The sequence below is a fragment of the Acinetobacter sp. RRD8 genome (assembly GCF_031844225.1).
Classification (GTDB): domain Bacteria; phylum Pseudomonadota; class Gammaproteobacteria; order Pseudomonadales; family Moraxellaceae; genus Acinetobacter.
Window position 1 is genome coordinate 29,111 of the sequence record NZ_JAUZUU010000018.1, and the last position, 18,613, is coordinate 47,723.

17 protein-coding genes and 1 pseudogene are annotated in these 18,613 nt (G+C 40.3%); 8 read left to right on the forward strand and 10 right to left on the reverse strand.

Features of this window, described 5'->3' with window-relative positions:
* Positions 1-54: 54 nt before the first annotated feature.
* Both kdsA and Q9R24_RS12905 read right to left on the reverse strand, forming a co-directional pair.
* The gene (kdsA, locus tag Q9R24_RS12900) at positions 55-912 is read right to left on the reverse strand and encodes a 3-deoxy-8-phosphooctulonate synthase (RefSeq protein ID WP_004278721.1); all 858 of its coding nucleotides are present in this window, start codon (positions 910-912) and stop codon (positions 55-57) included.
* Positions 913-944: 32 nt separating this feature from the next.
* On the reverse strand, positions 945-2,585 hold the full coding sequence (locus tag Q9R24_RS12905; protein WP_004278723.1) for a CTP synthase: 1,641 nt from the start codon (positions 2,583-2,585) through the stop codon (positions 945-947).
* Positions 2,586-2,810: 225 nt separating this feature from the next.
* Here Q9R24_RS12905 and Q9R24_RS12910 point away from each other — a divergent pair, with 225 nt between their 5' ends.
* Positions 2,811-3,233, forward strand: coding sequence for a hypothetical protein (locus tag Q9R24_RS12910; RefSeq protein ID WP_370940779.1), 423 nt, complete (start codon positions 2,811-2,813; stop codon positions 3,231-3,233).
* A gap of 56 nt (positions 3,234-3,289) precedes the next feature.
* Here the strand turns inward: Q9R24_RS12910 and Q9R24_RS12915 are convergent, their stop codons facing one another.
* The 3 genes from Q9R24_RS12915 to Q9R24_RS12925 all read right to left on the reverse strand — a co-directional run bounded on the left by Q9R24_RS12915 (position 3,290) and on the right by Q9R24_RS12925 (position 7,089).
* Positions 3,290-4,402: an alpha/beta fold hydrolase gene (locus Q9R24_RS12915; RefSeq protein WP_311204641.1), complete on the reverse strand. Its 1,113-nt coding sequence runs from the start codon at positions 4,400-4,402 to the stop codon at positions 3,290-3,292.
* A 70-nt stretch (positions 4,403-4,472) separates the two neighbouring features.
* Positions 4,473-4,883 carry a nuclear transport factor 2 family protein gene (locus Q9R24_RS12920; protein WP_005100041.1) on the reverse strand — a complete coding sequence of 137 codons (411 nt, stop codon included), beginning with the start codon at positions 4,881-4,883 and terminating at the stop codon, positions 4,473-4,475.
* A gap of 181 nt (positions 4,884-5,064) precedes the next feature.
* On the reverse strand, positions 5,065-7,089 hold the full coding sequence (locus tag Q9R24_RS12925) for an NADPH-dependent 2,4-dienoyl-CoA reductase (protein WP_311204642.1): 2,025 nt from the start codon (positions 7,087-7,089) through the stop codon (positions 5,065-5,067).
* A 166-nt stretch (positions 7,090-7,255) separates the two neighbouring features.
* Here Q9R24_RS12925 and Q9R24_RS12930 point away from each other — a divergent pair, with 166 nt between their 5' ends.
* From Q9R24_RS12930 to Q9R24_RS12945, 4 genes are all read left to right on the forward strand, one after another.
* Positions 7,256-7,804, forward strand: coding sequence for a PadR family transcriptional regulator (locus Q9R24_RS12930; protein ID WP_148334890.1), 549 nt, complete (start codon positions 7,256-7,258; stop codon positions 7,802-7,804).
* A 14-nt stretch (positions 7,805-7,818) separates the two neighbouring features.
* Positions 7,819-8,751 carry an alpha/beta fold hydrolase gene (locus Q9R24_RS12935; RefSeq protein ID WP_180037338.1) on the forward strand — a complete coding sequence of 311 codons (933 nt, stop codon included), beginning with the start codon at positions 7,819-7,821 and terminating at the stop codon, positions 8,749-8,751.
* A 19-nt stretch (positions 8,752-8,770) separates the two neighbouring features.
* Complete coding sequence (locus Q9R24_RS12940; protein ID WP_311204643.1) at positions 8,771-9,475, forward strand: Sir2 family NAD-dependent protein deacetylase; 705 nt, start codon at positions 8,771-8,773, stop codon at positions 9,473-9,475.
* Between the two features lie 85 nt (positions 9,476-9,560).
* On the forward strand, positions 9,561-10,460 hold the full coding sequence (locus tag Q9R24_RS12945) for a LysR substrate-binding domain-containing protein (protein ID WP_005103429.1): 900 nt from the start codon (positions 9,561-9,563) through the stop codon (positions 10,458-10,460).
* 249 nt (positions 10,461-10,709) lie between these two features.
* Here Q9R24_RS12945 and map read toward each other — a convergent pair whose 3' ends face one another.
* Positions 10,710-11,504 (reverse strand): type I methionyl aminopeptidase, encoded by a 795-nt coding sequence (gene map / locus Q9R24_RS12950; RefSeq protein WP_311204644.1) that lies wholly within the window; start codon positions 11,502-11,504, stop codon positions 10,710-10,712.
* 350 nt (positions 11,505-11,854) lie between these two features.
* Between map and brnQ the strand changes: the two genes are divergently transcribed.
* Together brnQ and Q9R24_RS12960 are read left to right on the forward strand one after the other, a co-directional pair.
* The gene (brnQ, locus tag Q9R24_RS12955) at positions 11,855-13,141 is read left to right on the forward strand and encodes a branched-chain amino acid transport system II carrier protein (RefSeq protein WP_148334894.1); all 1,287 of its coding nucleotides are present in this window, start codon (positions 11,855-11,857) and stop codon (positions 13,139-13,141) included.
* A 586-nt stretch (positions 13,142-13,727) separates the two neighbouring features.
* A complete protein-coding gene (locus Q9R24_RS12960) occupies positions 13,728-13,946 on the forward strand; it encodes a hypothetical protein (protein ID WP_004645284.1) in 219 nt (72 codons plus the stop codon).
* Between the two features lie 113 nt (positions 13,947-14,059).
* On the opposite strand, the gene Q9R24_RS12965 is transcribed toward Q9R24_RS12960, so the two are convergent.
* Positions 14,060-14,518, reverse strand: coding sequence for a hypothetical protein (locus tag Q9R24_RS12965; RefSeq protein WP_311204645.1), 459 nt, complete (start codon positions 14,516-14,518; stop codon positions 14,060-14,062).
* 117 nt (positions 14,519-14,635) lie between these two features.
* Here Q9R24_RS12965 and Q9R24_RS12970 point away from each other — a divergent pair, with 117 nt between their 5' ends.
* On the forward strand, positions 14,636-15,499 hold the full coding sequence (locus tag Q9R24_RS12970; protein WP_311204646.1) for an alpha/beta fold hydrolase: 864 nt from the start codon (positions 14,636-14,638) through the stop codon (positions 15,497-15,499).
* A gap of 199 nt (positions 15,500-15,698) precedes the next feature.
* Here the strand turns inward: Q9R24_RS12970 and Q9R24_RS12975 are convergent, their stop codons facing one another.
* From Q9R24_RS12975 to Q9R24_RS12985, 3 genes and pseudogenes are all read right to left on the reverse strand, one after another.
* On the reverse strand, positions 15,699-15,920 hold the full coding sequence (locus Q9R24_RS12975) for a hypothetical protein (RefSeq protein WP_213687369.1): 222 nt from the start codon (positions 15,918-15,920) through the stop codon (positions 15,699-15,701).
* Positions 15,921-16,093: 173 nt separating this feature from the next.
* Positions 16,094-17,122 carry a DUF4435 domain-containing protein gene (locus Q9R24_RS12980; RefSeq protein WP_311204647.1) on the reverse strand — a complete coding sequence of 343 codons (1,029 nt, stop codon included), beginning with the start codon at positions 17,120-17,122 and terminating at the stop codon, positions 16,094-16,096.
* Positions 17,115-18,613 (reverse strand): annotated as a pseudogene (locus Q9R24_RS12985) (hypothetical protein); the annotation flags it as partial. The pseudogene Q9R24_RS12985 and the gene Q9R24_RS12980, both read right to left, overlap by 8 nt.

An 18,613-nucleotide genomic window follows, 5' to 3' on the forward strand; every position in this document is an offset into this window, starting at 1 on the left:
ATTCCTCAGTTGATTAATATGAGCTGCCTATACGGCAGCGCAAGAGTGATAAACTCAGTGTGTATCTAACTTTTCGAAACCTTTAACCAAGGTATCCAATTCTTTTAGCTGTGCCAGGAACGGCTCAAGCTGAGACATGCGCAGCGCACATGGACCATCACACTTGGCTTTTTCCGGATCTGGATGTGCTTCCAAGAACAAGCCTGCAAGACCCGTTGCCATACCCGCACGTGCAAGCGTTGTAATTTGCGCACGACGACCACCGGCAGAATCTGCACGGCCGCCTGGGGTTTGTAAGGCATGGGTTACATCAAAGAACACCGGGACATTCATTTCTTTCATGATGTCGAAGCCCAGCATGTCTACAACCAGATTGTTATAGCCAAATGCCGAACCGCGTTCACAAATGATCAGCTTGTCATTTCCGGCTTCCAGACACTTATGCAAAATATGACGCATTTCGTGTGGAGCCAGGAACTGGGCTTTTTTGATGTTGATGATCGCATCGGTTTTTGCCATTGCTTCAACAAGATCCGTCTGACGGCTTAAGAAAGCTGGCAATTGAATAATGTCTGCCACTTCTGCAACAGGAGCCGCTTGGTACGGCTCATGCACATCGGTGATGATCGGTACATTAAAGTGTTTTTTAATGTCAGCTAACCACTCGAGACCTTTTTCCAGGCCAGGCCCACGGAAAGAGTTCAGGCTTGAACGGTTGGCTTTATCAAAGCTGGCTTTGAACACATAAGGAATGCCCAAACGTGTGCAGATATCGACATAAGTCTCTGCGATTTCAAAAGCCAGGTCTTTAGATTCAAGTACATTCATTCCGCCGAATAATACAAATGGCAAATGATTTGCCATTTGTATATCGCCCAAACGTACAATTTCTTGTGGTTTTAATTGCGACATTTAAACTTCCCTAGTTGTGTCCTACGCACCGATTATTTGGTTTTTTGGTACTGCTTTTTCGCAGCATCAATGAAACCGGCAAACAATGGGTGACCATCGCGTGGCGAGCTGGTAAATTCCGGGTGGAATTGTACTGCAATAAACCAAGGATGTGCAGGAATTTCAACAGTTTCTACCAAATGCTGTACCGGAGAATAACCAGAAATCTTCATGCCTTTTTCTTCCAGCACTGGGATATAACGGTTGTTCATCTCGTAACGGTGACGGTGACGCTCGATGATTTCTTCAGAACCATAAACTTCTGCAGTTTTAGTCCCTGCAACCAGTTCAGATTTTTGCGCGCCTAAACGCATCGTGCCACCCAGATCAGAATCAGCAGAACGTTGCTGAACTTCACCACGCTCATCTAACCATTCAGTAATTAAACCAATCAATGGAGATTTGGTTGAACGGTTAAATTCAGTCGAGGTCGCGTCTGCAATACCAGCAACATTACGTGCGTATTCGATCACAGCCAACTGCATACCCAAGCAAATACCGAGGAACGGCACACCGTTCTCACGTGCGAACTGAATCGCCTTCATTTTGCCTTCAGTACCGCGCTCACCGAAACCACCAGGAACTAGAATCGCATCAGCATCTTTCAATACTTCTGCTACATCTTGGCCTTCAAGCTCTTCAGCGTTTACGTAGTCAATCTGAACTTTCACACGGTTTTGAATACCCGCATGTAAAAGTGCTTCGTTGACAGATTTGTAAGCATCTGGAAGTTCAACGTATTTACCGACCATTGCAACACGTACGGTGTATTCAGGGTTCAGTAATGCTTCTACAACGTTATCCCAATCTGTTAAATCAGCTTCAGGAAGATCGTTATAACCAAAACGTTCACAGATTAAATCATCAACATTTTGTTCGTAGAATGTACGTGGAATCTGGTAGATCGAACGTGCGTCTTTACATACCACAACGGCACGTGCTTCAACGTTGGTAAATAATGCAATCTTACGCGTCGTATCTGCATCTACATCGTACTCTGTACGACAGATGAGAATGTCTGGCTGAATACCAATCGACAGGAGTTCTTTAACAGAGTGCTGTGTTGGTTTGGTTTTTAATTCTGCTGCAGACTTAATGTATGGGAGTAACGTTAAGTGCATTAACATGGTACGTTTATGACCAAGTTCAACCATTAACTGACGTACAGATTCCATGAATGGGAGAGATTCAATGTCACCTACAGTACCGCCGATCTCTACGATCGCAACGTCATAACCTTCGCCTGCACGAAGTACACGCTCTTTGATATTGTCAGTAATGTGTGGAATAACTTGAACAGTACCGCCTAGATAGTCACCACGGCGTTCTTTGTTTAGAACATCCTGGTAAACACGGCCTGATGTGAAGTTATTTAGTTTGGTCATTTTCGCACGACGCAAGAAACGTTCGTAGTAACCCAAGTCTAAGTCTGTTTCAGCACCATCTTCTGTAACAAAAACTTCACCATGCTGGAATGGGCTCATTGTCCCTGGATCGACATTAATGTATGGATCCATTTTTACCATGGTCACTTTTAAACCACGAGCTTCTAAAAGTGCAGCAACAGAAGCAGCTGAAATACCTTTACCTAGTGATGAAACTACACCACCAGTAACGAAAATAAAATGGGTCATTGGGTTTCTCGTACAATCGAGCCTAAATCGGCCTGCAATGTTGCGCAATTTTACTTTACCTTGTACCTAGAAAGCAAAGTCAATCCGCATCAATTCAAAGAACAATAAACAATTGACTATTCTAACAGCAATTCCTATAAAAAATTACAGTAAGTTCATATGATTTCTATCTTGCATTTTGCTGCTATAATAGTGTATCCACTCCACACTTTTATGTTTGATGCAATGATGATGAAGAAACTTTTAATCTCCACCCTAATCCTGACTGGCCTGACATTAACTGCGTGTGTAAAAAAAGAAGCACCAAAAGAAGAAGAGCAAGTAGAAGTTACTCCAGCATCTGAAATCTCGACTCCAGAACCAACGCAATTTGAACCGCTTGAACCTGTAGAGCCAGCGGCAATTGAAGAGGAAGTAGCGCCAACGGTTGAAATTCAACGTGAGCAAACTGAAAACACCACGACTGAAATCCGTCGTGAAATCAAAAAACCAGAAACTACTGAGCCGGCACCAGTGCCTGAAACCCGCGAAGAACCTGCGTCAAAGCCTGCTGCGACCACACCTAAAACCAATTCAAATCCAGAAAACAAGTCTGAGGATGATGCGGTTGCTGACGCAATTGCCGCAGCGATGCCAGCACTTGACTAATTACAGTATCATTCATCAAAAAACCCAGCAGATGCTGGGTTTTTTATTGGAACTTTTTAAGCGGATACTGTTGTCGGTGCACGAGATAAGTGAATCAAATAGTCTGCCATTAGTCGGGTAGCCCAAGATTCGGTTTGCATCAAGCCCTGATAAAAGCCGCAATGACTGCCTTTTTTGGTGGTAATCACCATAATATTAGACATCGCCCGAATTTTTTCTTTATAAGGTTCTAAATTTCGGATGTGACAAACCGGATCATCCTCCGCATTTAAAATCATCAGTGGGATTTTGACACTTTCAAACACATAAATCGGATTGGTTGCCTGAGTATAACTGGCATAATCCGCAAATCCGGCCAGTTCAAAATAAAGTTTTTCAAATTCAGACAGATCTTTAACTTCTAATAACTGTTTCCAGCTTGGGCAGACCTGCCAGGTTTCCTGATAAGGATGAATAAAGCGCTTAATCAGTTTTTTGGCCATGACTTTACTGTAAAACGGATGCACATTGGCAAAACCGGTTTCAGTGTTATAGCCAGGGCATAAGGCAAAAGCCGCTTTGAGTGGGGTTTGTTCACCTTCTTCGCCCAGATAACGCACTAACAATCCCGTACCCGCAGAAGATCCAACCCCATAGAGATCGGACTGAGGAAATCTGTCCTGTATATACAAGAGCTGCTCACGCAAATCCTGAGTTGAACCAAACAGGTTCATTTTAGGCACAGGCATGGGTAAGTCTGCATGACCACGGCGTAAACACAATGCCACACGCCAACCGGTATGTTTATGCAGATCACGAACCAGTTCACGCATCGATTCAGGAGAACCGGTTATCGTATGCAATAAAACAATGGTAGGGGTATTTGCAGGAAGATCCAGTCCATACCAGGCAATACCGGTAATTCCGCCATCTGACATTTTCAGCTGTTCAAGCGCGTCATATTTCAGCTTAATGGTACGTTTTTTAATTAAATCGAAATATAGAATATGTGCGTGTGCATTAGCTAACCACGGCGTAGGGCGATATTTTTGTTGCAGCTGCGGTAAGCGTTCAATGAGTCCCGAAAATACACCATTCGGATTGTAATACAGGGTCGGCTCGTCTGCTCCGCTGAAACGATCCAGATATTCCCTGGAAAGCTGACCCAATTTTTTAAGCAACATTTTCATCTGTCATCCCCCTCTAGTTGTACTAGCTGTGATTTACAAATTTCATGCCGACTTGAATCAATAGTTCGAATTAAGTTTTAGCTTGGAATGATTGCATCCGCTGGCCCATCTGTACAGCCAAGGCCTCAAGTCCGGACTTAGGTCGAATCATGACTTCAAAATCAATCATCTGACCCTCTTCATTAAACTGAATCATGTCAACTCCCTTTAGTTTTTTATCGCCCACATTGGCAGAAAACTCAAGTACGACATTGTTACCATCTTCACTTATAAATTCACGGTGATAAGTGAAGTTTTCAAAGACTTGAATGACATTGGTCAAAATAAAAAATACCAACTGTTTTCCAGGATAAGGCTGAAAAGCCACAGGCGAACGAAATACCACTTCTTCAGCAAGCAGCTCATTCAAGATCGACATATCACGGCTTTCTAGCATCTCATGCCAGCGTGCAATGGATTTTTTGGTATTTTCGATGGTCATTTTGAATTCCTTTTTTGTTATTAAAAAATTAATCTCCCTCACCCCAGCCCTCTCTTGCACTTCGTTTAAAGCAGTACTTTAAACTCGTTCAGGGAGAGGAAGATAACACTTTTTATACCGATTTATCCCTCTCCTTTTAGGAAAGGGTCAGGGAGAGGTTAATAAAGTTTGGCTTTTTAAATTAAATCACCGCCGCCAATTCAGCACCCTGACGGATGGCACGTTTGGCATCCAGCTCACCTGCTTCTTTCGCCCCACCAATCAGATGCACATTTTTACCCGCCGCTTTTAGCTCATCAAACATGGCGGTATAAGATTCCTGACCAGCGCAAATGATCACGTGATCGACTTCTAGTACCGCAGGTTTGTCATTTACGATTATATGTAAGCCCTGATCATCAATTTTTTCATAATTGGCGCCCGCAATCATTTTTACATCACGGTGTTTTAAACCAGTACGATGAATCCAGCCTGTGGTTTTACCCAAACTTGCGCCGACTGAAGCGGCTTTACGTTGCAATAAATAAATTTCACGTTGCGGTTTTTCTACATTTGCAGCTTTTAAGCCACCGACATTTTCATAGTCAGTATCAATACCCCATTCATCATAGAATTTTTCCGGATTGATACTGCCACTTTCTCCTTCATGACTCAGGAATTCGGCTGTATCAAAACCAATACCGCCTGCACCAATAATGGCAACTCGCTGACCCACTGGCTTACGCTCTTTCAGAACATCCAGATAAGACAGTACTTTTGCATGAGCAATGCCCGGAATCTCAAGCTGACGCGGTGTCACGCCTGTTGCCACCACAATGTCATCAAAGTTTGACTGAGCCAGTTCTTCCAGACTCGCCTTATGGTTCAGCTGCAATTTAATACGTGGCTGTAATTCAATCTGGCGTTTGAAATAACGCAAGGTTTCATAAAACTCTTCCTTGCCTGGAATGGTCTTGGCAATATTAAACTGCCCACCAATCTGAGCAGCGGCTTCAAATACCGTCACCTGATGACCGCGATTTGCCGCATATACAGCAAAACTTAAACCTGCAGGACCTGCACCAATCACGGCAATATTTTTTGCCACATTGGTTTCTTTAAAAATGAGCTCTGTTTCATAACAGGCACGTGGATTGACCAGACAGGTGGCAATTTTCATTGAGAAAATATGATCCAGACAGGCCTGATTACAACCAATACAGGTATTGATCTCATCGCTACGACCCTGCTCCGCTTTCAGAACAAACTCCGAATCAGCCAGCATTGGGCGAGCCATAGAAATCATATCAGCATCACCAGATGCCAATACATATTCAGCCATTTCCGGAGTATTAATACGGTTTGAAGTGATTAAAGGAATCTTCACCTGACCTTTCAGCTTACGCGTGACCCAAGTGAAGGCTGCACGTGGCACTTTGGTGGCAATCGTCGGAATACGCGCTTCATGCCAGCCAATGCCAGTATTGATAATGGTCGCACCAGCTTTTTCAATTTCTTTGGCCAACTGGATAACTTCTTCCAGAGTTGAACCGCCTTCGACCAGATCCAGCATAGACAAGCGATAAATAATGATAAAGTTCTCACCGACCATTTCACGGGTACGGCGTACGATTTCAATCGGGAAACGGATGCGGTTTGCATAGCTTCCGCCCCACTCATCATCACGATGGTTGGTACGTGCTGCAATAAACTCGTTAATCAGATAGCCTTCCGAACCCATGATTTCTACACCGTCATAACCGGCATATTGAGCCAGCTTGGCACAATTGGCAAAATCATCAATGGTTTGCTGCACTTCAGCCGAAGTCAAAGCATGCGGTTTGACTGGATTAATCGGTGCCTGAATTGGAGATGGCGCGACATTTTCAGCCTGATAAGAATAACGTCCGGTATGCAGAATCTGCATGGCAATTTTCCCGCCCGCCTCATGTACGGCCTGGGTAATTACCTTATGCTTTTCAGCTTCTTCAAGAGTGTCAAGTTTGGAACCACCATGAAACGTCACCCCATGATCATTTGGTGAAATCCCGCCGGTGACGATTAAAGCGACTCCACCTTTGGCACGCTCTGCATAGAAAGCTGCCATCCGATCATATCCGCCGGGTGCCTCTTCAAGACCAACGTGCATGGAACCCATTAACACGCGGTTTTTAAGCGTGGTAAAACCCAAGTTCAATGGGGCAAGTAAATGCGGATATTTAGACATTTCAACTCCTGAGCGTGCGTTTAGGCTGGCTATTGTTTTAGCAACTGGCAGTTTGATCCCTCAAACTTTCCAGTTTAATGCAACTTGTTGCACTAATTTATATGCCAGAATTGATTTTTATGCAACATGTTGCATAATAATCCTGAGTCACTTTTTTGAGACGCTTATGTCTTTAGCGCATGTTTTATTGACCAGCCTGATTGAAAAGCCCAGCACCGGAATCGAACTGGCCCGCCGTTTTGACCGATCCATGGGCTTCTTCTGGAATGCCACTCATCAGCAGATTTATCGCGAGCTGAATGCCATGCTGCAAAAAGGCTGGATTTCGACGATAGAAGAGGAAGACTCGAATAGCCGCAAAAAAACTTATCAGGTAAAACGTCTGGGCCGGGAAGAACTGGCCAACTGGATGCTACAACAAAGCCCACCGGCACAACTGCGCGAAGAACTAATGGTACGTCTGCGTGCCGAAGCCCAACTTGGTGGCAATAACACCTTGGCAGAACTGGAACGCCATCTGGAACTGCATAAAGAAAAACTGAAAACCTATCAGCAGATTTTTGCCAAAGACTTTGCTCAAGCGGACAAAACTGACCGTACCTTATATATTCATAAAATGATTCTGCAACTGGGGATTGATCAGGAACTGGGTTGGATTTCCTGGCTGGAACAGGTTATTCCGCGACTGCAACAATTTGACGCACAACAATTATAAATACGGAGACACACATGCCCTTTTATCGCATGCCCGATGGTGAACAGCTGTTTGTACGCGAATACGGTCGGGGACAGCCGGTACTGGTACTCTCTGGACTTGGCATGCTGAGCTGGCAATGGAAAGCTTTTCTCTATCCGCATCAGAAAAATTTCCGTTTCATTATTCCAGAATGGCGCGGCTTTGGGGCTTCCAGTCGCTGTAAAATTCCGCCAGATAGGGATGCGATTTCCAGTCACTGGTTGGATATTCAGTCGGTAATTCAACAGCTCAATTTAGATAAATTCATTGTGCTTGCTTACTCTATGGGCGCAACCACAGCAATGCACGGCATACATTATGGCAACTTTTCCAGTCAGATTTCTGCTTATTTACATATCGATCAAACACCTAAAATTCCGGTCGATGATGCTTGGGCTTTTGGACTTTTTGGTCCACGTCATCAGGAATTTATCGACATCCTGCAGCAGCTCTCTGCCCTACTTGCACAATACCAGCAAGTTGAATTGATCCGCGATCTCGACATTTCGGTACGTAAACAAATCGCTGCCCTATGGCTAAAGTTTATTCAGCTACAAAATGAACAAAAATATAGTCTGAAAGCTTTCGCATTTATCCTAAATCAACCTCGCCTGCAAAGCCTGTTATTACCTTCCAGCCGGGTGGATTATATGGCGTGGTATATCAATAATTATTTATATCATCGTGAAGATTACCGCGAGGCTCTAGCTCAGCTTAGCTGTCCGGTGACCTTCTTTAGCGGTGTACAATCCAAGTTGTATCCTTTTGAAGGTCAGCGCCTGATTGCAGAAAGCCTGCCTCATGCCAAACAGATAATTTTCAGCAAGTCTGGCCATACGCCTTTACTGACTGAACCGCTAAAATTTTCCCGAGAACTTGGCATCTTCTTGAAAGAAAATTCGCAATCTAGCGGTTCAGCTACCTAAAGATTCAGGAGACAGAATAATGAAAAAGCTGGTGGTCTTTTCCGGTGCAGGCATGAGCGCCGAAAGTGGCATTAATACTTTTCGTGACAGTGATGGACTTTGGGAACAGCATCGTATAGAAGAAGTCGCCACACCCGAAGCCTGGGCCAAAAACCCACAACTGATACAACGCTTTTATAATGCCCGCCGTAAAAACATTCTGGAAGCACAGCCAAATGCAGCCCATCAGCTGATCGCCAATCTTGAAGCTAACTTTGATGTGCATGTAATCACTCAAAATATTGATGACTTGCATGAACGTGCCGGCAGCTCCAAGGTGATCCATTTACATGGCAATATTCGTCTAGCCAAAAGCTCAGGCCCCGATGCACAAAGCACGACCGAGTTTTATCCAATTGAAGGTGCTGAATTAGATTTAAATCAACACTTTTGTAAGGCAGGCTATCCGTTACGTCCGCATGTGGTCTGGTTTGGCGAAGCCGTGCCCGCGTATGAAGAAGCCCAAGACTGTGTACAGGATGCCGATATTTTTGTGGTGATTGGCACCAGCCTACAGGTTTATCCGGTCGCCGGGTTAATTCATGATATTCCTGCGTACTGTCAGGCCTATTACATCGACCCGAAAGCCGAACAGCAGTATTTGCCTTCACATTTTCACAAGATTACTCAAAACGCGACCGATGGCATGCAAACACTGCTAGGTTTACTGAAATCCGCGAATTAAAATCTTTATGCACTACATTCTCTGATTGACAGTATGCAACAATCAATTTTTAATCAGCTTATCGTTGCAAGAATGGAATTAAACCATGCTGTCTGATCTGGATGACTTTTATTGTTTCGCTCAGGTGGTGGAACATGGCGGCTTTAGTGCAGCCGAACGTGCAACTGATATTCCCAAATCCAAACTTAGCCGCCGGGTGTTTAATCTGGAAGAGCGTCTGGGTGTACGTCTGATTCAGCGCAGTTCGCGTCATTTTGCTGTGACCGATATCGGCATGAATATTTACCGGCATGCCCAAGTCATGCTGAGTGCTGCACAGGCAGCGCATGATCTGGTGGATCATCTGAGTACCGAACCGCGCGGAACCATTAAAGTCAGTTTGCCAGTGTCTATTGCCCAGAATGAACTGGCAAAAATTCTGCCAGATTTTTTAAAGAAATATCCTGAAATTAAAGTCCAGATGATGATCACCAATCGCCGGGTCGATATTATCAATGAAGGCTTTGATCTGGCCTTACGTGTCCGTTCCAGCCTGGATGATGATCCGAATCTGGTGATTCGCCAGTTTGAAAAAATTGAGCAGCACTTATTCGCCAGTCAGGGTTATTTAAACGAATTTGGTGAACTGAAAAACCCTGAGCAACTGGCTGAGCATAAAATCCTGAGTATGGCCGAAGACCATACCGAACAGTTTCTGACCTTACAAAATGAACAGCAGGAACAGAAAAAAATCCGTGTCAGTCCAACCGTCATGGGTTCTGACCTAAATATGCTGGCACAACTGGCCGCGTCAGGCTCAGGCGTCACTTTGTTGCCAGATAACGTGGTCGAGCAGTACGTGGCAAGTGGTGAACTGGTTCGGGTGCTTCCTGACTGGAAAGCACCGCATGGTATTTTCCATGTGGTTTATCCTTCACGTCGCGGCTTATTACCTGCAGTACGGGTCTTTATTGACTATCTGGTCGCTGAATTAAATCAGCGCTAAGTGATATGCTTTTGAGAAAAACTGGACAAAAAAATAGCTCATTCTTGGGGAAAAATGAGCTAGAGAAACTTTCACTACAGCATAGTAAGCGAAAAAAAGGGAACCTATGTATCTGACTCTTAGTTTAATCAGATATAAAATCCTAAACCACTGTTTAATGTAGTGTTTTGTATGTTTTCGTCAGTAAGCACCAGTGAGTTGTAATTTATGTAAGTGGATTATCTTAATAAAGATCATTCAATCAATATTTTAAATTTCCAGATACTGGCCTGTGCCTTCAGGCCAAGGCGACAAGACTTCAAACCCGGTTTCGGTGACATAGACCATATGTTCCCATTGCGCCGACCAGGATTTATCCGTGGTGACTACAGTCCAGCCATCTTTCAGCTCTTTGACGCGGGCTTTTCCCATATTCACCATCGGCTCAATGGTAAACACCATGCCTGGAACCAGTTCAATGCCCTGACCTGGCTGACCGTAATGCAGAATGTTTGGCTGCTCGTGATAGACCTTACCGATGCCGTGACCGCAATATTCGCGCACGATGGAATAGCCTTCACGCTGTGCGACCGTTTGAATCGCATAGCCGATATCACCTAGAGTCGCGCCCGGCTTCACCGCATGAATCCCGGCCACCATGGCTTCATAGGTGGTATTGACCAGTCGCTTGGCTTCTGGAGATGGAGTTCCGACATAGTACATCCGGCTGGTATCACCGAAATAACCGTCTTTAATAATGGCAACATCAATATTGATAATATCGCCATCCTGAAGAACGACTTTTGATGATGGAATGCCGTGACAAACCACTTCATTCGGTGAAATACAGGTGGTTTTAGTATAGCCATAATAGCCAATATTGGCTGGCGTCACCTTTAATGTATTTACAATAAAATCATGACAGAGATCATCCAGATATTCAGTCGTGACACCTGGCTTGACATGCTCCCCGATCATCGCTAAAACCTCTGCAGCCAAACGCCCAGATATCCGCAATTTTTCAACATCTTGCTCAGTTTTAAGACTAATCGCTGGAGCGCGCATATACCTATCCTCACTATGAATCCCTGAATTATAATCCCTTTTTTGCGAAATATGTCGCAGTTGTTGAGTTTCGGCACAGCAATTTTCCTTGAAATAGGAATTTTCACTGCTGTTTATTTGTACAAACAATAACTGACATATTTTGATATCAAGTGCAGATATTTTTTGAGCTTGTAAGGAAAAATATATTTTTCAGCGATTTATCAAACATATATTTCTACCAAGATTTGAATGACTGGTTATATGATTCGCAAACTCACTAGAATCAAGGCTTCCAGCCTTAAAATAAACTCCAAAAAATTGGACATATACACTAAAATCGCTTTCTTTTGTTCTATTGATCTCCCTTTATGACAAGTCTGCGTACCCGGGATATTGTCGCCCTAGGTTTTATGACCTTTGCACTGTTTATTGGTGCGGGCAACATTATCTTCCCACCGATTGTGGCTCAACAAGCCGGTGAACACGTATGGCTCGCTGCTTTAGGTTTCCTTATTACAGCAGTCGGCTTACCCGTGATTACCATTATTGCGTTGTCTCGCGTTGAAGGCTCCATTCAGGCACTAAGCTCGCCTCTGGGCAAAGCAGCCAGTATTTTGCTGACTGTAATCTGTTACTTAGCTGTTGGCCCTTTATTTGCGACGCCACGTACCGCAACCGTTTCTTATGAAATCGGTTTTTCATCTTACTTTGGCAATGAATCTGGCAGTCTGCTCATTTACAGCATCATCTATTTTGCTGTGGTGACCATCGTGTCCTTATATCCCAATAAGATTCTGGATACTGTCGGCTATTTCCTGTCGCCACTTAAAATTATTTCTTTGATCATTTTGGGTGTAGCAGCCGTGATGATTCCTGCCAGCAATCCGCCTGCAGCGATCGATAATTACGTTACCAGTCCAGTGACTGAAGGCTTCGTAAATGGTTATTTAACCATGGATACTTTGGGCGCTTTAGTTTTCGGTATTGTGATTGTCAAAGCCATTACTTCACGTGGTGTAACCGATAAAAAACTGATTACCAAATATGCAGTGAATGCCGGCATTATTTCTGGTATTGGTTTAACTCTGGTGTATTTAAGTCTGTTTAAACTTGGACTAGGTAGCCATGAGATTGCACCAAATGCAGCCAATGGTGCCATTATCCTGCATGCATATGTACAACATGCTTTTGGCGATATGGGTGCTTACTTCCTGTCCGGCATGATTTTTATTGCCTGTATGGTCACTGCAATTGGTCTGACCTGTGCCTGCGCTGAGTATTTTTCCAGCTTGACCAAAATTCCGTACAAGATCTTTGTATTTATTCTGGTGGGCTTCTCACTGGTGATTTCAAATCTGGGTTTAACCAAACTGATCGCTGTTTCGGTTCCAGTCTTAAGTGCGATTTATCCGCCTGCCATTAGCGTCATTATGCTGAGCTTCTGTGCAAACTTCTTCAAGAAACCATCTCATGTGATTGCGCCAGTGACCCTGGTGGCCTTGATCTTTGGTATTTTTGATGGATTAAAAGTCGCTGGTTTTGAATTGCCTGCATTACTGCAAAATTTACCTCTATCAGATCAGAATCTGGCCTGGTTTATCCCGTCCATGATTGTATTGCTGATTACAGCTGTGATTGACCGTATTAGAAACTAAAACTTCTAGGATGTCTGAAAAATCGTATTTTTACCCAAAATCCGGTTTGAGCGTGATCAATAATTGTCAGGTTTTACCCAAACGGACATTTATTGTTTCTTAATAATGACATCAAATCACCGCTGTAAATCTTGATACTAAGATTTTCTATAAAATATGATGTATAGAATTGCACTTTAATTATTTTATTTTTTATATAAATATAAACAAAACTTTAATTTCCTGATTTTAGATACCTATTGTTGCCAACTTAAACCAAGTCCCCCTCCGAGTCATACGCAAGCTTACAAAGTATTGATTAACACTACATATCTTTGGCGTAGAATTTGCATTTTCTATCTGGTCGCATTGATCAAATGATGACTACATCTTATTTCCAAAATTAGTTGGAGGTGAAATCTGAAAATATAATTCTTGCCTAATCAAGTAATTATGTAGTTATACGACTAAAGATGACCATTTTGATTGTAAAAGCCTGCCACAGCAGTTGCAAAGGTCCAAATTAAACAGTACAACTATATATTCAATTCTGACTGATTAAATCTGCTTTAATCTTCAATAACATAAATAAATGGGAGGGATGGAGATGTTATCATTACATTTCAACAAGCAAGTCTTCATTGACGCTCTTAAAGCCAACAACACCAATCTGGTGACATTTATATGCACCACTTTTGCACTCATGCTGACTTTAACCGTCCATTGCTTAATTCAAGGTAATTTAAAACTTGAATACTTCGGCTATGCACTGATTGTCTCAGCTGCGTTTTTCCTATGGGCTGCCATAGACCAGAAATACCGATAATCAAATTTTAAATTAGCCCAGATGGATGATATGGCCAGTCATCCATCTGGTGAAAAAAGTGTTTTAATTTTCAATCATTCCGACATCATTTCAGAATAACTATAAAAAGAAGATTAAAATAATCCCGCAAATGCCCCATAGAGCAAGATCCCCGTTCCGCCCAATTCTGCGACAATTAAACCCAGCATGGCGAAAGTCATTAAACTTCCTGGCAAATGAAACTTACCCAACTGATGCGGCTGTTTAAACTGATTTGTCGTGTCTTGCAGAAAACCATGCAGCATATAAGCGGCAATCGAGAAGCTGAAAAACAGAATATTGATCAGTACGCAAATCAGATTCACCATACTCGGCAACACTGAACAATAGGCCAGCACTGCCAGAATTAAAGTTGCAGGTGCATAAAGCAGGCTGCTGCGATGAGCAATATCGACATAATAATGTGCACGTGACTGAGGCGATTGACGGATCTGCCAGTATTTCCAGACGCCGGTAAACATCCCGATCCACAAGAATATCCCACTAAAAATAATGGCAGTTTTAACGGCCAGCTCAAGTTCTATTAGCTGCATAAGTTTATTCCATGTCTATTATTTTACTGACTTTTAAGTCATGTTTTCCCCAAGCTACCCTGCTAAAAATCTATACAGTAAAAGCTTCATGGGATTATAAAAATCATAGTGTATCGTATGTCTGAATTTGAAACATTGACTCTGCAATGTCAGGACGGCTATCGCTTAAGTGCACGTTTTTATGCAGCTATTTCTGAAACTTACAAACTTCCAGTATTAGTCTGTCCGGCAACTGGCATTACTAAACAGTTTTATCATCAGTTTTGTGTGTGGTTACAAGCGCAAGGCTATGCGGTTATGGTCTTTGATTTCCGGGGGATTGGTGATTCACTACATGGCCCGTTGAAAAATTCAAAAGCCAGTATTGTGCAATGGGGTCAACTGGATATACCGGCCGCAATAGATGCTTTATCAACGCGTACTAATGCAGAAAAAGTGATACTACTTGGACATAGTGCCGGTGGTCAGCTTTTAGGGATCGTACCAAATCATCATAAAGTCGCAAAAGTGGTGGCTGTCTCTGGCTCTACCGGACATGTGAAAGGACTCAAAGGCAAAACCAAGTTACTTGCGCCAGTGATGTTTAATGTCATTTTCCCACTGGCACGCTTCACTAAAGGCTATGGCCCGACTCAAGTGATTGGTATGGGTGAAAACCTGCCTAAAGATGTGGCTCGCGAATGGGCGCAGTTCTGTAGTAAACCGGGTTATGTAATCAACGCGATTGGTAAAAATATTGCACCATCCCATGATTATCATGCTCAAATCACCTGCCCTGTGACTGCAATCTGGTCATCTGATGATGAGATTGCCACCGAAGCCAATGTGAAAGATTTACTACGTTTATATCCAAACGCAAAAACCCAAATAATTGAACTTAAACCTAAAAGTTATGCCTATAAGGCCATTGGTCATATGCTGATGTTTAAAAAATCGCATCAGAATTTATGGCCGGTGATTGAGCAACAATTGGCTGTTTAAATCAGATTTAGATGGTTATTTGCAGGCTGCTGTGTTCTAATACGCTTAGTTTGAGATGAGCCTCTTACAGTATATGGGCTTGACCTATATACGACTAGCCCCTAACCATGGGGCTTTTTATTGTCTGAATATTTTAAAACGTATATAAAAATGGGCTGACGATAACGCCAACCCATGTCTTTCTTTATCGAATTAAATATTATTTTGACTCAATATCATAGACCCAGTTTCGTGCCTGTTTGTCTGTGGTCGTTTCACAAACGTAGTAGTCATGATCCCATGAATCAGGATGGAATATTTCCTTTTTAGTATAGGTGACATTTTTGCCTTTTTCGACGCAGATAAAGCTGTAACCTTGGTCTTTGACTTGCGTTCCGTTGAGAAAACCACCAATACAGAGAAATCGGGATTGTTTAGGCATAAACTTATGTCTACTTATTAATGCTAAAATATATTGTAATTAAAATAACTCATAGTCTAAGTTTTAGGTAATAATAAATTAAAAAAAGAAGTCTATATAAATAGAACATTTTAGATGATAAGCCCTTATGTACAGAACTTATCATATTTCACAACCTAAATATTTTTTTAAATTTATGCAGCCATTGTGAGACTTTGACTTTTAAATTTTTGTAAAAACTCCTTTAAACAATCAGGCTGATCAGCATACTGAGAAATAGATGATACAATTGAGCTATTGTCAAAGCTTAGTTGAACTTTATAGAAATATTGCTTTTCAAGTGATTTAGTTTTTTTCAGCAAATTTCTCTGCTTAAAGCAAATTGGATTTTGTATATTATTTATATCATCAATCAATTTTCTTATATAAGAACACAAAAAGTTAATTAAAAACTTACCTCTAATGTCCTTTATATACTTCCCAAGATCATTATGATTATATTCTTTAATTGCAGCATTATATGAATCTATACTATAAGATAAAGAAATATCTTTATTAAAACATGAATCTATATTTTTTCCAGAAACAAAACTAATTTTATCTAACTCTATCTTTATTGAATTAAGATTTACATCTGCTGAATAATATTTAGGCAATTCCTCATTAAGAACTTTAGCAGATATTCTAGTAGCTCTATATCTTTTATCCACCTCTTTAATTATATCTATATAATCCTTTAACCTAGCAGTATAATTACTTAAAACTACCTCATAATCTTGATAAAAATCATTAAATTTTTTTACATTAAAATGAGCTTCTAATATTTTTCTAAAACAACTTAATGATAAATAAAAATTCTCATAGGAATAACATGGTGTCTCATAAATTCTATGGGGATATACATTATTAAAACCTATACCATAATCCTTATCTACCAAACCAAAACATTTAGATTTTCTATAAGACTCTTGATCTGAATTCTCTAAAATATCTATTAAATCAGTAACATTTTTCTTACCATTACATCTTAAATAATAAATGTTATTACTTTCTAGAAAACTACTACATGGCACGACATAATAAGGTTGATCATTTCCTTCAATACAAACTATAAAATCGTATTCCTCTGAAGCGACTACTCTTGTGAATTCTTGAAAATATTTTGTAGGTAGATTATTAGCACGATTTAATAAATCTTGTGCTACTACTGATATTTCACTCACTATCAGTCTCCTCAACACATTCATGTATATATGTAGTAGAATACTTAAATTTATTGTTAAAAATAAAAGGTGAATGAGTTGTCGCAAAAATAAATTCACATCTATTTGAAGCCATCATATCTGGTAGTAATATTTCCTGCCAATCAACAGATAAGGATAACTCTGGTTCATCAAAAAGAATCCAATAACCAGCTCCTTTTATATTAACTTGTTTTTTTATTTCACTTGATTCATCTTCTAAATTAACATTTGGTAAGTGTGAAAGATACAGTTTAGCGAATAATGAAATAATTTGTTTTTCACCTGAAGATAAGGAAGATAATTTTATATTTTTATATGTTTCATCCTTCCTAATTTTTTCAATTTTAAATATTAGATTTTCTTTATCATATGTAAACCTTTTATTAAATAAATATTTATTGCACACATTTATATATTTAATAATCTCACTTTCAATATATGACTGATTATCATAAATTTCACACATTCTTTTTATTAACTTTAATAAAAATTTATCTTCAGTATGCTTATTGATAAAGATAAATTTTAATTTTAATTTATTATTTTCATCGATCTCTTTACCTACTCTCTGTAGAACCTTAGCAAAATATTCCTCATCCTTATCTGTCCATTTATCAATAGAGTAATCAAAATTATGATCTCCAGAAATAAACTCGTTTAATGCACTACTATTTATTTTATTAAAAGATTTTGTTGCATAATTATTTAGCTTGTCAGTAATTTTATTAAAAAGAGAACTAACATCACTTACCCCAAAACTTAGAATAGCACCTTCTTTTAAGCTAATTTCTTCAGAAAATAAATCAATTGAATCATGTTCGATTCTCCGGTAAGTAGGAAGAAAAATTAATTTATCTGTTAAGAATGATAGTACTTTTTTATCTTGTTCATTATCTTTAATATTATCTAAAAGTATAAATTTTAAGATACCCTTTAATATTGAAAATGTTTCATTACGTGAACCAATAGAATATCTACCTTCTAATTGATATAAAAATCTCTCAGTACTTAAATAATAATATAACCCTACTAAATCATTGTAAGTAAATCTAGACAACCTCTCTATATACCTATCGATTTCATAAGATTCATAGTCAAAACCACTTTCTGATAATAATTTATATAAATATTTTTCTGCCTCAATAATATTACCAATACTAGTTCTAAAATTTCTATTATCCAATATTGCAATAAAGTTAAAATACTCAAATAGAAATTTTTCGAATGCTGAATAACCAATTTTTTTAAAAAATAATTGACCGATATTTTCTATTAAACGAATGTTAGTACTTATTTTTTCACTATTTCTTGATTTATCAAAAATTTTCTTTAAATTTTCTCTATTATTAATTTTTTCTAATTTATTTTTCTCAAATACAATTTCGTCTCTCCCCCTAAATTTTAAAATACATTTATTAAAATCATATTTCTGCAACCCATTAACATCATTTTTTAATGCATAATACATAA

Excerpts from the sequence above, each read along its gene's own strand:
- kdsA (WP_004278721.1), bottom strand. The coding sequence starts at position 912 with ATGTCGCAATTAAAACCACAAGAAATTGTACGTTTGGGCGATATACAA.
- Q9R24_RS12905 (WP_004278723.1), bottom strand. The coding sequence starts at position 2,585 with ATGACCCATTTTATTTTCGTTACTGGTGGTGTAGTTTCATCACTAGGT.
- Q9R24_RS12910 (WP_370940779.1), top strand. The coding sequence starts at position 2,811 with ATGATGATGAAGAAACTTTTAATCTCCACCCTAATCCTGACTGGCCTG.
- Q9R24_RS12915 (WP_311204641.1), bottom strand. The coding sequence starts at position 4,402 with ATGAAAATGTTGCTTAAAAAATTGGGTCAGCTTTCCAGGGAATATCTG.
- Q9R24_RS12920 (WP_005100041.1), bottom strand. The coding sequence starts at position 4,883 with ATGACCATCGAAAATACCAAAAAATCCATTGCACGCTGGCATGAGATG.
- Q9R24_RS12925 (WP_311204642.1), bottom strand. The coding sequence starts at position 7,089 with ATGTCTAAATATCCGCATTTACTTGCCCCATTGAACTTGGGTTTTACC.
- Q9R24_RS12930 (WP_148334890.1), top strand. The coding sequence starts at position 7,256 with ATGTCTTTAGCGCATGTTTTATTGACCAGCCTGATTGAAAAGCCCAGC.
- Q9R24_RS12935 (WP_180037338.1), top strand. The coding sequence starts at position 7,819 with ATGCCCTTTTATCGCATGCCCGATGGTGAACAGCTGTTTGTACGCGAA.
- Q9R24_RS12940 (WP_311204643.1), top strand. The coding sequence starts at position 8,771 with ATGAAAAAGCTGGTGGTCTTTTCCGGTGCAGGCATGAGCGCCGAAAGT.
- Q9R24_RS12945 (WP_005103429.1), top strand. The coding sequence starts at position 9,561 with ATGCTGTCTGATCTGGATGACTTTTATTGTTTCGCTCAGGTGGTGGAA.
- map (WP_311204644.1), bottom strand. The coding sequence starts at position 11,504 with ATGCGCGCTCCAGCGATTAGTCTTAAAACTGAGCAAGATGTTGAAAAA.
- brnQ (WP_148334894.1), top strand. The coding sequence starts at position 11,855 with ATGACAAGTCTGCGTACCCGGGATATTGTCGCCCTAGGTTTTATGACC.
- Q9R24_RS12960 (WP_004645284.1), top strand. The coding sequence starts at position 13,728 with ATGTTATCATTACATTTCAACAAGCAAGTCTTCATTGACGCTCTTAAA.
- Q9R24_RS12965 (WP_311204645.1), bottom strand. The coding sequence starts at position 14,518 with ATGCAGCTAATAGAACTTGAGCTGGCCGTTAAAACTGCCATTATTTTT.
- Q9R24_RS12970 (WP_311204646.1), top strand. The coding sequence starts at position 14,636 with ATGTCTGAATTTGAAACATTGACTCTGCAATGTCAGGACGGCTATCGC.
- Q9R24_RS12975 (WP_213687369.1), bottom strand. The coding sequence starts at position 15,920 with ATGCCTAAACAATCCCGATTTCTCTGTATTGGTGGTTTTCTCAACGGA.